This window comes from Aggregatibacter segnis ATCC 33393, assembly GCF_000185305.1.
GTDB lineage: Bacteria > Pseudomonadota > Gammaproteobacteria > Enterobacterales > Pasteurellaceae > Aggregatibacter > Aggregatibacter segnis.
Genome location: NZ_GL622200.1, coordinates 1,867,598 through 1,882,021, shown reverse-complemented (window position 1 = coordinate 1,882,021; position 14,424 = coordinate 1,867,598). Strand labels below are relative to the sequence as shown.

The window sequence follows — 14,424 nt, the reverse complement described above, 5'->3', positions numbered from 1 at the left end:
TATATGGTATTAAAGTGCGGTCGTTTTTCTCTGCATTTTTACGCTACTAACGCGTCCTGTAATCGCCCTTTGTTCTGTGCTAAAACTGCTTCTGCCTGCGCTTTATCTAATCTGCTCAACAACATCATGATGGCTAATTTAGCGTTGCCATTGGTGGTGTGTAAGGTTTGTTCGGCGGTGGTTTGGTCACAATCAGTCGCTTGCATGACGATGCGAATGGCGCGTGCTTTGAGTTTTTGATTGGTGGCTTGCACATCCACCATCAGATTTTGATAGCACTTGCCGAGACGAATCATGGCAGCGGTAGTGAGCATGTTCAGCACCATTTTTTGCGCCGTGCCGGATTTTAAACGGCTGGAACCGGTGAGGGCTTCGGGACCGACTGCGGTGGTGATGGCAATGTCCGCGATTTCGCTCATGATAGCGTTCGGGTTGCTGACTAGAGAAACCGTGGTGGCGCCGAGTTGTTTGGCATACCGCAATCCGCCGATGACATAAGGCGTACGCCCACTGGCTGCAATCCCAACCAACACATCTTTGCGACTAAAATGAATATGACGTAAATCCTGTTCGCCTGCTTCACGATTGTCTTCCGCACCCTCTACCGCGTTACGCAATGCGGTTTCTCCACCGGCAATTAATCCAACCACCATGCTTGACGACACGCCAAACGTTGGCGGACATTCGGACGCATCCAGTACCCCAAGGCGACCGCTGGTGCCGGCGCCCATGTAAACCAAGCGTCCGCCAGACTGAAATGCCACCACGATGTGTTCTACCGCCTGTGCGATTTGTGGCAGATTTTTCTCCACGGCGAAAGCCACTTGTTTGTCTTCATTATTTAACAACGTGACAACCTCTAACGATGACAAAGCATCAATGTGCAAGGTGTTTGGATTGCGTTGTTCGCTTAACATCGTTTCAAGCGTTTTTAATAAATTGTGTTCACTCATGCCTGTTTCTCCGCAGGAAAAATTGCACCTAAACTGACCGCACGTTTGGCGCCGGTCACACTTGGCAAATTAGACGGTTGGTTGTGTATGCGGCGATAAGCCAGCCAAGCAAAGGCGGCAGCTTCCACGTAGTCTGCATCCAATCCTTCATCATTAGTCGGGCGGCATTGCCATTGTGGTAATAGCGATTGTAATCGCGCCATCAGTAAGCCATTTTTTGCACCACCGCCGCAGACCAATAAACGGCGGGGTAATGGCGTTTCAAGTTGATTTAATGCGAGTGCAATGCTTTGTGCGGTAAATTCCAATAAGGTCGCCTGTACATCTTGTGGCGGGATCTCACCTAAAAGTGCGGTGGTTTTTTCTAATGTTTTTTCAAGCCATACCAGATTGAACAATTCGCGCCCGGTGCTTTTCGGTGGTGGCTGTTGGAAATAAGGTTCTTTCAACATTTCCGTCAATAATTCTGCTCGCACGTTACCGCTACCTGCCCATTGCCCGTCAGCGTCATAAGATTTTCCGAGATGGCGTTCAATCCAACCATCCATCAGCGCATTGCCTGTGCCGGTGTCGTAGCCAATAATCGGTTGATGAGGAAACAGGACGGAAATATTGCTGATACCACCGATGTTCAGTACCACCGTTGCCCAATTCTCATCATAAAACCACGCTTGATGAAACGCAGGCACTAACGGGGCGCCTTGTCCACCAAATGCCATATCTTTACGACGAAAATCCCCAACCACATCAATGCCGGTGCGCGTAGCAAGCAGATTCATGTCACCTAATTGCATGGTGAACGGAAAATTGCCTTGCGGTGCATGCCAAACAGTTTGCCCGTGACAGCCAATAGCGCGAATTTGCTGCGGTTGCAGTTGATGGCTCGTGAGAAAATGGTTGACCGTATTAGCGTATAGCAAGGCTAAGCGCTGATCCAATTCGCCCAGTCGCTGCAATGTGCTGTTGCCTTGCGAAATTAATTGCAATAAATCTTGGCGCAAATCTGCCGGCATCGGCGTGAATTGTGATGCGATAAATTGCGTTTTTTCGCCAAATGCCATTAGCGCAATGTCCACGCCGTCCAAACTAGTGCCGGACATGATGCCGAGATAATATTCTTGTTGCATGGCGGCTTATCCTTAACTTAACTCGAAATGGCAAGAATGATATACTAGCGCGCAATTTTTAGCGAACAAAAGAGACATTTTTATGACAACTCAAGCACTCAGCGTCGTCATTTTGGCGGCCGGCAAAGGCACCCGCATGTATTCCGATTTACCCAAAGTATTACATCCGATTGCGGGAAAACCGATGGTGAAACACGTTATTGACACAGCGAAACAACTTGGCGCGCGCAATATTCATTTGGTTTACGGACACGGTGGCGATTTAATGCAACAGCGTTTGGCGGCTGAACCGGTGAATTGGGTTTTGCAAACAGAACAGCTCGGCACAGGCCATGCCATGCAACAGGCTGCTCCGTTTTTTGCTGATGATGAAAATATTTTGATGGTGTACGGCGATGGACCGATGATCACCCCTGAAACCTTGCAAAAGTTGATTGATGCCAAGCCTGAAAATGGCGTTGCTGTTTTAACGGTGGTATTGGATAACCCAACAGGATATGGCCGAATTTTACGTGAAAACGGTAAAGTCGTTGGTATTGTGGAGCAAAAAGATGCCTCACCGGAACAACGGGAGATTCGGGAGATCAATACGGGGGTTTTAGTTGCTGACGGCGCGAGTTTTAAAAAATGGCTTGCTCAGTTAGACAATAATAATGCGCAAGGCGAGTATTACATTACAGATGTCATTGGTTTAGCAAATCGTGATGGACGCGCTGTTGTTGCAGTACAAGCTGAGGATTTTATGGAAGTTGAAGGTATCAATAACCGTCAACAATTAGCGCGTATGGAACGTTATTTTCAGCGTAAACAAGCGGATAAACTGATGTTGGCAGGCGTGATGTTGTTAGATCCTGAGCGTTTTGATTTGCGTGGCAACTTGACTCACGGTAAGGATGTTGAAATTGATGTTAACGTGATTTTAAACGGCGAAGTGCGGTTGGGAAATCGCGTGAAAATCGGTGCCGGTTGCGTGCTGACAAACTGTGACATCGGCGATGATGTAGAAATTAAACCGTATTCCGTACTGGAAGATGCTATCGTGGGCGCCAATGCGGCTATCGGCCCATTCTCCCGCTTGCGTCCGGGCGCCGAACTGGCAGAAAACACCCATGTCGGCAACTTTGTGGAAATTAAAAAAGCACAAATCGGCAAAGGTTCTAAAGTGAACCACTTAACCTATGTGGGCGATGCGGAAATTGGTCAAAATTGTAATATCGGCGCGGGCGTGATTACCTGTAACTACGATGGTGCCAATAAATTTAAAACCACTATCGGCGATAACGTCTTTGTCGGCTCCGACAGCCAACTTATCGCGCCGGTGACCATTGAAAGCGGTGCGACGATTGGTGCCGGCTCCACTATTCGCCGTAACGTGAAACAAGATGAACTGGTGACCACACGCGTGCCACAAAAACACGTGCAAGGCTGGGAAAGACCGAAGAAGAAATAAGTCGAATTGATTTCACGCTTCAAAGGGCAACAGGCTTGGGCAATGTTGCTCTTTTTTTATAGTATTGGATAAAAAAGTGCGGTTAAAAACGTTGATGTTTCCAACCGCACTTTGCCCTCGGGATGTGACCCATTGCATGGCAGACATTCATCTTCTCATGCACCGCTATTAAAACATTGGCAACCCATTGTTTTAGGCTGTCACCGAAATCCCCAGTAGAGAGTTTGTCGCTCCTTTGACATATCTTTAGTGTACAAAAATGATATTGAAAAACAGGGAAGCAGATCACATTTTTAAACATTAATGCCTAAAAAAACAGCATTAAATGTTAATTTTATCTACATTGCCCCTTTCTTGTTGTACAAAATTTGACGGTCTTATTTAGGGTGTTATACTCCCGCCACCTTAATTACAGAGAATAAAATTATGATCAAAAAAGCAACGTTGACAGGTTTACTGTTATTTGGAATGTTTTTCGGTGCGGGAAATTTGATTTTTCCACCAAGTCTAGGCGCCTTGTCCGGAGAGAATTTTTGGCAAGCGATTAGTGGATTTGTGTTGTCCGGCGTGGGCATTGCCATTCTCACCTTGGTGATTGGTACGCTTAACCCGAAAGGTTATGTGTATGAAATTTCGATAAAAATCGCTCCTTGGTTTGCCACCTTATATTTAGTCGCGCTTTACCTTTCCATCGGGCCGTTCTTTGCGATTCCGCGTACGGCAACGGTGGCCTATGAAGTGGGTGTAGCACCTATGCTGCCTGCATCGTTTAGTGCTACCGGGTTGATTATTTTTACGGTTATTTATTTTATTGCAGCCTATTTGATCGCGTTAAATCCGTCTAAAATTCTCGACAGCATCGGCCGTATTTTGACCCCGATCTTTGCTCTACTTATCGTATTGTTAGTCACATTAGGCTTTTTCCAATACGGTGATACAACGCCATCTTCTGCCCTTGGCGACTATGCGACCTCTGCCTTTGGTACCGGATTCATTGAAGGGTATAACACCCTTGATGCTTTGGCTTCCGTAGCATTTAGCGTGGTGGCGGTACAAACCTTGAAGCAGCTCGGTTTCCGAAATAAACAAGAATATGTTTCTACGGTGTGGCTAGTGAGTCTTGTGGTGGCGTTAGGCTTTAGTCTGCTGTATATCGGTTTGGCGTATTTGGGCAACCATTTCCCTGTGCCTGCGGATGTGATGGCATCTGACACAAACAAAGGCGTGTATATTCTTTCTCAAGCAACACAAGTCATTTTCGGGGCTAATGCGCAAATTTTCTTGGCTGTGATGGTGACCATGACTTGTTTTACCACGACAGCCGGTTTAATTGTTGCCGTTTCCGAGTTTTTCCGTGAGCGTTTCCCTCAGTTGGGTTACAAAACCTATGCTACGCTGTTTACCTTGATTGGGTTCGGTATCGCAAATTTAGGCTTGGGCGCAATTATTCAGTATTCTATTCCGGTGTTGTTGGTGCTCTATCCGATCACGATTGCCATTGTGTTGCTGATTATCGTGAATAAATTTGTTGCGTTATCCAAAATTGGTATGCAACTTACCATTGCGTTGGTGACGGCAATTTCTCTTGCTGGGGTCATTGCAGATCACTATCAATTAGCGTGGTTAACGGATTTCCTTCACCATCTGCCGTTTGCTGAGTACTCGCTTTCTTGGCTTACCCCGGCACTGGTTGGTATCGGTTTATCTCTTGTGTTGCCTCAGCGACAACGTAGTGAAACTTTTGAGATGGAATAATATAGTGACGGCGAATCTAAAAGGTTCGCCGTTTTTTTCTAAAAAACATTTTTAAAACTGACCGCACTTTAGGCTATGACTGAAAGTGCGGTCAGTTTTTTCTGTGTTTTTTATTTTGCTTTTACTGCTGCAAATGTTGGGAAGTGTTCTGTTTGCGCTTCCCAACTGAATTTTTAATGCGGTTAATTTCTCGTCCGCACTCATTGCTGCAGTAACTCTGTGCTATGATAGCGCCATTCAAACTCAATGTTTTGGTATGACAGAAAACGTCTTTTAGATACGATGAAAAGGGGAAAGTAAACACTTTCTAGTAACGTTTATGATGAAAAAGAAAAATCAAATTTTAGTGACATTATCCGTGGTAGCGCTGTTGGGTGGCTGCTCGGAAGATGAAGTGCAACGCGATGTGTACAACAGTCTGGACGATTGCATTGCGGACTGGATTAGACCGGAATTATGCGAACAGGATAAATCTCAAAGCACAAACACGAGTCCTGTGGCAAATAATAATGGCAGTGTGGCGAGTAGCGAAAATAACGCGGTTGCCGGCGACAATAATGCCACGCCAACTACCACAGCCAGTGGTGATGAAGGCCCTTCTATCGGCAGCGCCATTGCCGGTGCGGCGGCAGGTTATATGATCGCCAAAGCCATGAGTGGTTTTCTAGGCCCGAGTTACAATCCAAATAATCGCGCCGTTTCGACACCAACCGGGCAAATTATTCGACCGCAAGGCAACCATTCTGTGGGTAAGCCGGTGTTGGTTAAGGGCGGTGCCGGCAGCGCAAACAGCAAACCTGTTTCACGCGGTGGGTTTAGTAGCAGTAACACCAATAAAAGTGGCGGTGGTTAATCATGAAACGTATCACCGGCATTCCAACCCGTCCCGACATGGTGCAACAGCTGCTTGAGGTGGGCTTTGATTATTACAATCTGCCTTCTACCGATGGCTCGCATTATTGGTCGGACAATGTTGCCTACGAATTTACGTTGGCAGAAATCGACAAAATTGAAGATGCCGCTAACGAATTGCATGCCATGTGCATGGATTTTGTCGCCGATGAAGTAAAACAAGGCGATTACGAACATTATCGCTTTACCGATTTACAAAAAAATCTAATTGAGCAATCTTGGCGTGAAAACGCACCGTACTTATATGGCCGTTTTGATTTCGGTTATGACGGTGACAATCTCAAAATGTTTGAATATAACGCCGATACGCCGACCTCTTTATTGGAAGCCGCGGTGGTGCAATGGCAGTGGTTGGAGCAAGCGGAAGGTTTACCAAATCGTGATCAATTCAACTGGATTCATGAAGAATTGATTACCCGTTTTTCCGTGTTGCAACAGCAAAGCGGCAAAACCGGTTTCCATTTTGCTGCGATGGCGGATGCCGGACGGGAAGATTGGGGCAATTTGGATTATCTTGCGGATGTGGCGTATAACGCCGGTTGGCATATTCACCGCTTGACCATTGAAGACATCGGCTACGATAACGACACGCAACAATTTGTCGATCTCAACAATCAACCCATTGAAGCATTGTTCAAATTGTATCCGTTAGAATGGATGACGACTACTGAATACGCACCGCACATGTTAAACAGTGCAACGCAATTTTTTGAACCGGCATGGAAATTGTTACTGAGCAATAAAGCGCTGCTTGCTAAACTCTGGCAAAAACACCCGAACCATCCGTATTTATTGCCAACCTATTTCAATCGACACGACATTACGGATCGCAATGTTATTTGGGTGAAAAAGCCGTTATTAGGTCGCGAAGGGGCTAACGTGTTTTATTATGAAAAAAGCAACGGCTTGGAATTTGCCGCCAAAGGCAGTGAACATTCAAATTTCTATGCCAATGCAGGCTATATTTATCAGCAGAAATTTGAGTTACCGAATTTTGATGGGATGTATCCGGTCATTGGTTCTTGGGTGGTGGGCGATGTGGCATGCGGCATGGGCTTGCGGGAAGATTTCACCGCCGTCACCGGCAACGACAGCCATTTTATTCCTCATTATTTCGTGGAATAAAATGGCTTAGTTGTGTTTCACATACACATCAAAGCGATGATTCTTCGTTTCGCGTGAAAAGTGCGGTGCTTTTTGCGCGAGAAAATCGGCATAGTCAGGACGTTTCACCACAACGCGCTGACGAGCCAATTGAAGTGCTGGCGTAAGCAGTTCATCGGCGTCTAAATCGGCACCGACCAAATGTTGAAACACACGCATTTCTTTCTTCACCAAGGCGCTTTTGGCTTTGTGTGGGTACATCGGGTCGAGATACACTACATCCGCGAAATCCGTGTCAGGATTCAGTTGATTGATGTGTTGATAAGGCAAAAGTTGCATATTTTGTTGCATCCACGGACCGATTTCTTCGTCAGCATAAGCACGTTGTAAGCCATCTTGTAACAACAAACGTACGACCGGGTGGCGTTCAACCAGTTTCACTTGGCAGCCAAGTGACGCTAATACAAAGGCATCACGCCCTAAGCCTGCCGTCGCGTCAATCACCGTCGGCAAATTATCTTGTTTAATACCTAGCGCTTTTGCCACCGCCTCACCGCGTCCACCGCCAAATTTGCGGCGATGTGCCATGGTGCCGCCGACAAAATCCACAAATACTGCGCCTAATTTTGGCTCGTCTAATTTGCGTAATTCCAAGCGTTCTGTGCCTTCCGCTTCTGTCCATACTAACGCCAACGGGCTATTCGGATCGTGTGTTAAGCCGGCTTCGGCAAAAAGTGTGGTGGATTTTTGCGGTGTTTTGGTTTCGCAGAGCAGTTGGATGTTCATGTTTATCCCTTTCTCACTAACCAAACGCCCGCTTCCATGTGTTCCGTGTAAGGAAACTGATCGAACAAGGCGGCTTTTTCAATGCGATGGGTTTGGCTGAGTGTTTTCAGGTTGTCGCATAGCGTATGCGGATTGCAGGAAATATACAAAATGCGCTCATATTGTTGCACCAGTTTAACGGTCTCCGCATCTAAGCCGGCGCGTGGCGGATCGACGAAAATGGTGTTGCATTCATAGGCTTTCAAATCAATGCCTTTTAGTCGATTAAATTCGCGTACGCCCTGCATGGCTTGGGTAAATTCTTCGGCAGACATACGAATAATTTGTAAATTCTCTACTTCGTTGGCTGCGATGTTAAATTGCGCGGCGGCGACCGAAGGTTTGGCAATTTCTGTGGCCAACACTTTGCGGAAATTTTGCGCCAGCGCGATAGAAAAATTGCCGTTGCCACAATAAAGCTCCAATAAATCCCCGTGACTATTGCGAGTGCAATCTACCGCCCATTCCAACATTTTGCTGTTTACTGCCGCGTTTGGTTGTGTGAAGCTGTTTTCCACTTGGCGATAAATGTAGTCTTTGCCCTGTACCTGTAGGATCTCATCTACATAATCTTGTTCCAGACAAATTTTCTGCTTGCTGGCACGTCCGACAATTTGCACGTTAAAACCTTGCTGTTGGAGTTGTGAACGCAAGGTTTGCGCAGCGGTTTGCCAATTTTCATCCAAGGCTTTGTGATACAACAAACTGACGATAATCTGTTGGCTTTGCGTGCTTAAATAATCGATTTGGAACAGTCTGTGGTGTAATACCATTTGCTGTTTTAACAACGGTAACAATGCCGTCATCATGCGATTAATCAGTTCGCTGGTGATAGGGAAATTATCCACCCGATAACGTTGTTTGCTCTGTTGATCGAACATGATGTGATAGAAATCATCGCCTTCGTGCCAAATTCGAAACTCTGCCCGCATGCGGAAATGCTGCGTTGGCGAGGCGAACACCTGTAAATCAGGTGCATCAAATGGCGATAAAAGTGCGGTCAGTTTTTGTTGCTTTTCTTCGAGCAATTTGGCGTAACGATCAACGGGTAAATTAAGCATAGCATTCATGGAATTGGCGGTCGTAAAAACAAAAGGCTCGGAATCCCAAGCCTTCTGATTGTTGTTTAAGTGATTAGTCTGCCGAGTAGTCGTCCAGATTGTCCACGCCAACCACACCGGATAAGGTGTAAAGGCGTTTGTTGGTGGAGATACGGCTACGATATTTCTGCCAGGTTTTTTCGAAGAAAGTTTCCGCAGCACGTTCACCACGACAGAATGCAACAAAGCTTTTTTCTTCTTTGGTTACCGGCTTACGTTCGCCTGAATCTAATGAGCGGAAGGCTTGTCCGTATTGTTCTAAAGCTTGTGCTTCTTTGATGGTGTAATCACCGTGACGGGCAAAGCCGCGCGGGTAGTTTTTGTCGTCAAAAAAACGACGGGTTACGCTAAAACTCTCAGCCATATAATCCTCTAAAATAGGTATCGAAAATAAAATCGGCAGGCATTAAACCAATTTTTGTTTATTTTTGCAATAAACCTTTTACGGTTTCGACGTATTCGATCACAAAAGTGTTTTCATCATGCGCCAAGCCTTCCATGTTTACACGATATTTACCGTTTACATAGAAATCGGGTACACCACGCACTTGGTATTTTTCCACTAACTGTTGCTGTTTGGAGACTAAACCGTTTACCGCGAAGCTATTGATACCGCCGTCAAATTGTTCGGCAGAGATGCCGTTATCAATAAAGATTTGGCGAATGTCGTTCATCGAACTCAATGTATTGGCTTGTGCTGCTTTAAATAATGGCAGTTTGACTTTTTCTTCCGCTTTAATCGCAATGGCCAACGCCCACGCGCGCGTGAGGTTTTCAGATTGGCGACCTAAAAAATTCACGTGATATTGCTTGAATGGCGTGCCTTCCGGCAGGCTCTCGCTAATTTTTTGTGGAATGTGAAATTGGGTTTCAAAGTGATAACAATGCGGGCAATAAAAAGAGAAAAACTCTAATACTTCCGGTTGTGCACTCTGTTGTTGCCCTTCTACCACCACATATTGTTTACCTTCCGTTAAGTTAGCTGCTTGAACAGAAACAGATAGCGCTGCTGTCAGCGCTAAAAATAACCATTTTTTCATTTGTTATCCTTAATAATCGATTTATTTAATAATACCGCGCGCTTTTAATAACGCGGTTTTAAAGTCTTCTTCGTAATCTTTTTTAATGCCGGGAATTGGCTCGAATTTATCTTTGCCGTCCATTTTTAAGTGGTAAATGATGACTTCATCAGATAGTTCTGCGAGAGGTTTATCAAATCCGGTTTCGTCAGCAATTTTTTGCATAATTTGCATTAATGATAAATCGGGGTCTTTAGACCAGTAAGGTTGTAAAAGTTCCAACACTTCATTCAGGCGATGACATTTCATACGCATTTCCTTATTATTGTGAGATAAACGAGCGGGATCATACTTGAATTAACTTCATAAGAAAACAAAGAAGCATGACAATTTCAATTAGCGCAGTCATTTTAGCCGGTGGGCAAGCAAAACGCATGGGCGGTGTGGATAAAGGCTTGCAGCCCCTGCAGGGAAAACCGTTATTTCAATTTATTTACGATCGCCTGCATTCGCAGGTGGAACATATTTCTGTTAACGCCAATCGCAATCAGGCCATTTATGCTGTCGCCGGATTGCCGGTGTTTGGCGATAATATCGAAGGCTTTCAAGGGCCGTTAAGTGGGATTTTGACCGCGCTGGAACGATCTGAGACAGATTTTGTCTTATTTGTGCCTTGTGATAGCCCCTTCTTCCCGGACAATTTACTGGAAAAATTGAAAAGTGCGGTGGTTTTTCACGGCGTTTCTATTGCGTATGTGCATGATGGTGAGCGTGAACATCCGACCTTCTGTTTAATGGCGCGTAGCTTAAAAGAGAAACTTGCGGCTTATTTGGCTACTGGCGAGCGCAGAATGTTGCAGTTTATGCGCCAAAACGGGGCGGTGAGTGTGGATTTCTCAGAAAATAAGGCAGCGTTTACCAATATCAACACATTGGATGAGTTACTGCAGTTTAACGTGCAATCCTCGTGAGCTATTTATTGCGCACCGTAGAAACAGTATAATGAGCGCCACGCTTGAGTTAGTTTGTTTTCTTCCACCGAAATTCAAGGATTTTTATGATTAAGAAACTTTCCATTCTTTTCCTAGCCTCTTTATTGAGCGCTTGTTCCCTTTCCTCGTATGTGCCTTTCATGGGTGACAAAAAAACGGTCATTGACTTAGACGAAGATAAAATTGACCAAAAATCTTACGCCACCGCGTATGAGGCTACGGTCGCAACCTACCAAGGGCGCGTGCACAGCGATTTTAATGTGAATTCTTTCGCCAGTGGTGCCAATGATTGGTATTTAGGCCGAATTCTTGTGCCTGTTGAACAAATCAAAGAAAAATTGTATAGCCCACAAGGACAGGATTCCGATGTTTATGCCTACTACAGCGGCGTTGTACATGCCTCGGCGTTGCAAAATAATTTTGGCAAACTGAATGCCAAATGCTGGAGTCTTATCGATACGCCGAGCGCGACCCAAGGTATTTATGACGCCATGTTAGATTTGAAAAAAGACAAAGTGCGGTCTGAAAATGACGAATATATCGTGCAAGGTTCCGAGCAATTACTCAAATTGTGTACCGGAAAATAATTTACAAAACTGTCGGTTTTTACCGGCAGTTTTTTGTATTTTTAAAACCAAGCTGAAAGGTTTTTGCAATATTCAGCACCCAATTTATACCCTCGTAGAAACAAGGAGACAGAATGTTTAATTTACCCGAAAGCAACATTCATTTGGCGGCGAGTGCCGATAATAAACAGCAAGCCATTACGCTGGCGGCAAATGCCCTTGAACAGGCTGGTTATGTGGAAGGCGGTTATTTACAAGGCATGTTAGGGCGGGAACAACAAACATCGACCTTTTTAGGGAATGGTATCGCCATTCCGCACGGCACGTTAGAAACCCGTAGTATGGTAAAAAACACCGGTGTGCAGATTTTCCAGTTTCCACAAGGGATTGAATGGGGCGAAGGTAATATCGCCTATGTGGTGATCGGCATTGCGGCCCGTTCTGACGAACATTTGGCACTGCTACGTCAACTGACTCATGTTCTCGGCGATGAAGACACCGCTGCAAGATTAGCCACTCTCACCGATGTGAAAAAATTCCGCGCCATTTTAATGGGCGAAGCGGACGAATTTAATGTGGTTGATGAAAACATTAGCTTAGATGTGGACACCAGCAGTTTGCTCACTTTAATCGCCATTAACGCCGGCAAATTAGAACAACAAAGTGCGGTCAATCATCAGTACGTTTCGGAAGTCATTGCCAATCCGGCATTGCCGTTGGCGCAAGGCCTATGGGTAACCGATGCCGCCGTAGGAAACCAAAAGAATGGGTTGGCGTTCAGTCGCGCAAAACAGGCGTTTAATTTGAATAATAAAATTGTGCATGGCGTGGTAACGGTGGCTTATGCCAACGAGCAAATTGACGAAGCTTTAGCCCGTCTGTTAGATGCCAAGGTACAGCAAATCTTGTTAAACGGCGATAGCGCACAGATTGCTGCAGCATTAAAAGGCAGGGCAATTCCGCAAGCGACGACACAGACGACTTCAACTGCTTCCGCCGCGCCGTCTGTGGCTGCCGGCAGCGTTGTCGGTACCTTTACTATTCGTAATGAACATGGTTTACATGCCCGACCAAGCGCCATTTTGGTTAATGAAGTGAAAAAATTCACCTCTAAGATTACCGTGGAAAATCTTACCCGAGCCAGCGCACCGGTGAGCGCCAAGAGCTTGATAAAAATTGTCGCCTTGGGGGTGACTCAGGGGCATCGTTTACGTTTTGTGGCAGAAGGCGATGATGCACAAGCTGCAGTTGAAGCTATTGGTAAAGTGATTGCGTCAGGGCTTGGCGAAACTATTTCTGCGATACCACCAAGCGAACCGGACACCATTGAAGTGATGGAGAAAGTTGCGTCGGCAATTTCTGCGCCAAGTGGTGAAAGTGCGGTGGAAAATCCGAGTGAATCCGTGGAAGGCATTTTTGAAGTAAAAAATGAACATGGATTGCATGCCCGTCCAGCGGCGATTTTAGTCAGTGAAGTAAAAAAATATAACGCCAATATTGCCGTACAAAATCTCGATCGCGATACGCCGTTGGTCAGCGCAAAAAGTCTGATGAAAGTGGTGGCGTTAGGTGTAGTGAAAGGCCATCGTTTACGTTTTTTGGCCACCGGGGAGCAAGCACAACAAGCTATTGAGGGTATCGGTGCAGCAATTAACGCAGGATTAGGGGAATAATGATGGCAAACGTCGCAACTATCACCTTAAACGCCGCTTATGACTTGGTCGGGCGTTTAAAACGTATCGAATTGGGCGAAGTCAACACCGTGGAAACCCTCGGGCTTTTTCCTGCGGGTAAAGGCATTAACGTAGCGAAAGTGTTAAAAGATTTGGGTATTGACGTCACGGTGGGCGGTTTTCTCGGTGAAGACAACCAAGGAGATTTTGTTGCCTTATTCGACAAACTGGGATTACAAGATAAATTCCAACGCGTGCCGGGCAAAACTCGTATCAACGTGAAAATTACCGAAACCGACGCGGATGTTACCGATTTAAACTTTTTAGGCTATGAAATCAGTGAAAGTGCGTGGCAACAATTTGTGGCGGATTCTCTTGCGTATTGCAAATTCTTCGACATTGTTGCCGTGTGCGGTAGCTTACCGCGAGGCGTGACGCCGGACTTGTTTGCTGATTGGCTAAAACAACTCCATCAGGCAGGCGTAAAAGTGGTGTTGGATAGCAGCCACGCCGCGTTAACCGCAGGTTTAAGCGCACGGCCTTGGTTGGTGAAACCCAACCACCGCGAATTAGAAGCCTGGGTGGGTTATACCTTAAATTCACTGGAAGAAATTGTGTCTGCCGCCAAAAAATTAAAAGCACAGGGCATTGCTCATGTGATTATTTCCATGGGGGCGAATGGTTCTTTATGGTTGAGTGATGAGGCAATTATGCAGGCACAACCACCGAGATGTGAACATGTGGTGAGTACCGTGGGTGCGGGCGATTCTATGGTGGCGGGCTTGATTTACGGTTTAATTAACGACCTTCCGCAAAAAGACACCCTTGCCTTTGCCAGTGCGGTGTCCGCTTTTGCCGTGTCGCAAAGTAACGTGGGCATTTCTGACCGCACTTTGCTTGAACCAATTTTAAACAATGTCAACATTACTGTCATTGAGGGATAATCTT

Annotated in this window: 16 protein-coding genes; 8 read left to right on the top strand and 8 right to left on the bottom strand. The window is 45.8% G+C overall.

The window, feature by feature from the left end:
• Positions 1–38: 38 nt before the first annotated feature.
• Both murQ and HMPREF9064_RS00665 read right to left on the bottom strand, forming a co-directional pair.
• Positions 39–953 carry an N-acetylmuramic acid 6-phosphate etherase gene (gene murQ / locus HMPREF9064_RS00660; RefSeq protein WP_006719734.1) on the bottom strand — a complete coding sequence of 305 codons (915 nt, stop codon included), beginning with the start codon at positions 951–953 and terminating at the stop codon, positions 39–41.
• Entirely contained in the window at positions 950–2,080 is a 1,131-nt protein-coding gene (locus HMPREF9064_RS00665) for an anhydro-N-acetylmuramic acid kinase (protein WP_006719732.1), read from the bottom strand. Before HMPREF9064_RS00665 ends, murQ begins: the two co-directional genes overlap by 4 nt.
• Positions 2,081–2,162: 82 nt before the next feature.
• On the opposite strand from HMPREF9064_RS00665, the gene glmU reads away from it, so the two are divergent.
• Positions 2,163–3,530: a bifunctional UDP-N-acetylglucosamine diphosphorylase/glucosamine-1-phosphate N-acetyltransferase GlmU gene (gene glmU / locus HMPREF9064_RS00670; RefSeq protein WP_006719730.1), complete on the top strand. Its 1,368-nt coding sequence runs from the start codon at positions 2,163–2,165 to the stop codon at positions 3,528–3,530.
• A gap of 12 nt (positions 3,531–3,542) precedes the next feature.
• On the opposite strand, the gene HMPREF9064_RS10075 is transcribed toward glmU, so the two are convergent.
• Positions 3,543–3,677 carry a hypothetical protein gene (locus tag HMPREF9064_RS10075; RefSeq protein WP_269148704.1) on the bottom strand — a complete coding sequence of 45 codons (135 nt, stop codon included), beginning with the start codon at positions 3,675–3,677 and terminating at the stop codon, positions 3,543–3,545.
• Positions 3,678–3,956: 279 nt separating this feature from the next.
• On the opposite strand from HMPREF9064_RS10075, the gene brnQ reads away from it, so the two are divergent.
• The 3 genes from brnQ to HMPREF9064_RS00690 all read left to right on the top strand — a co-directional run bounded on the left by brnQ (position 3,957) and on the right by HMPREF9064_RS00690 (position 7,322).
• On the top strand, positions 3,957–5,285 hold the full coding sequence (gene brnQ, locus HMPREF9064_RS00680) for a branched-chain amino acid transport system II carrier protein (protein ID WP_006719726.1): 1,329 nt from the start codon (positions 3,957–3,959) through the stop codon (positions 5,283–5,285).
• Positions 5,286–5,607: 322 nt separating this feature from the next.
• Positions 5,608–6,138 carry a DUF1190 domain-containing protein gene (locus HMPREF9064_RS00685; RefSeq protein WP_032998214.1) on the top strand — a complete coding sequence of 177 codons (531 nt, stop codon included), beginning with the start codon at positions 5,608–5,610 and terminating at the stop codon, positions 6,136–6,138.
• 2 nt (positions 6,139–6,140) lie between these two features.
• Entirely contained in the window at positions 6,141–7,322 is a 1,182-nt protein-coding gene (locus tag HMPREF9064_RS00690) for a glutathionylspermidine synthase family protein (RefSeq protein WP_006719721.1), read from the top strand.
• A 6-nt stretch (positions 7,323–7,328) separates the two neighbouring features.
• Here the strand turns inward: HMPREF9064_RS00690 and HMPREF9064_RS00695 are convergent, their stop codons facing one another.
• The 5 genes from HMPREF9064_RS00695 to HMPREF9064_RS00715 all read right to left on the bottom strand — a co-directional run bounded on the left by HMPREF9064_RS00695 (position 7,329) and on the right by HMPREF9064_RS00715 (position 10,554).
• Positions 7,329–8,087 (bottom strand): class I SAM-dependent methyltransferase, encoded by a 759-nt coding sequence (locus HMPREF9064_RS00695; protein ID WP_006719719.1) that lies wholly within the window; start codon positions 8,085–8,087, stop codon positions 7,329–7,331.
• Positions 8,088–8,089: 2 nt separating this feature from the next.
• Complete coding sequence (gene trmA / locus HMPREF9064_RS00700) at positions 8,090–9,187, bottom strand: tRNA (uridine(54)-C5)-methyltransferase TrmA (RefSeq protein WP_032998212.1); 1,098 nt, start codon at positions 9,185–9,187, stop codon at positions 8,090–8,092.
• 73 nt (positions 9,188–9,260) lie between these two features.
• A complete protein-coding gene (locus HMPREF9064_RS00705) occupies positions 9,261–9,590 on the bottom strand; it encodes a MaoP family protein (RefSeq protein ID WP_006719716.1) in 330 nt (109 codons plus the stop codon).
• 58 nt (positions 9,591–9,648) lie between these two features.
• Positions 9,649–10,266: a thiol:disulfide interchange protein DsbA gene (dsbA, locus tag HMPREF9064_RS00710; RefSeq protein WP_006719714.1), complete on the bottom strand. Its 618-nt coding sequence runs from the start codon at positions 10,264–10,266 to the stop codon at positions 9,649–9,651.
• A gap of 21 nt (positions 10,267–10,287) precedes the next feature.
• On the bottom strand, positions 10,288–10,554 hold the full coding sequence (locus tag HMPREF9064_RS00715) for a YihD family protein (protein WP_032998027.1): 267 nt from the start codon (positions 10,552–10,554) through the stop codon (positions 10,288–10,290).
• A 74-nt stretch (positions 10,555–10,628) separates the two neighbouring features.
• Here HMPREF9064_RS00715 and mobA point away from each other — a divergent pair, with 74 nt between their 5' ends.
• The 4 genes from mobA to fruK all read left to right on the top strand — a co-directional run bounded on the left by mobA (position 10,629) and on the right by fruK (position 14,420).
• Positions 10,629–11,216 (top strand): molybdenum cofactor guanylyltransferase MobA, encoded by a 588-nt coding sequence (gene mobA, locus HMPREF9064_RS00720; protein WP_006719710.1) that lies wholly within the window; start codon positions 10,629–10,631, stop codon positions 11,214–11,216.
• Between the two features lie 86 nt (positions 11,217–11,302).
• Positions 11,303–11,824: a hypothetical protein gene (locus HMPREF9064_RS00725; protein ID WP_006719709.1), complete on the top strand. Its 522-nt coding sequence runs from the start codon at positions 11,303–11,305 to the stop codon at positions 11,822–11,824.
• A 113-nt stretch (positions 11,825–11,937) separates the two neighbouring features.
• On the top strand, positions 11,938–13,476 hold the full coding sequence (gene fruB / locus HMPREF9064_RS00730) for a fused PTS fructose transporter subunit IIA/HPr protein (protein ID WP_006719706.1): 1,539 nt from the start codon (positions 11,938–11,940) through the stop codon (positions 13,474–13,476).
• Positions 13,477–13,478: 2 nt separating this feature from the next.
• Entirely contained in the window at positions 13,479–14,420 is a 942-nt protein-coding gene (fruK, locus tag HMPREF9064_RS00735) for a 1-phosphofructokinase (RefSeq protein WP_032998025.1), read from the top strand.
• The last annotated feature ends 4 nt before the right edge of the window (positions 14,421–14,424 follow it).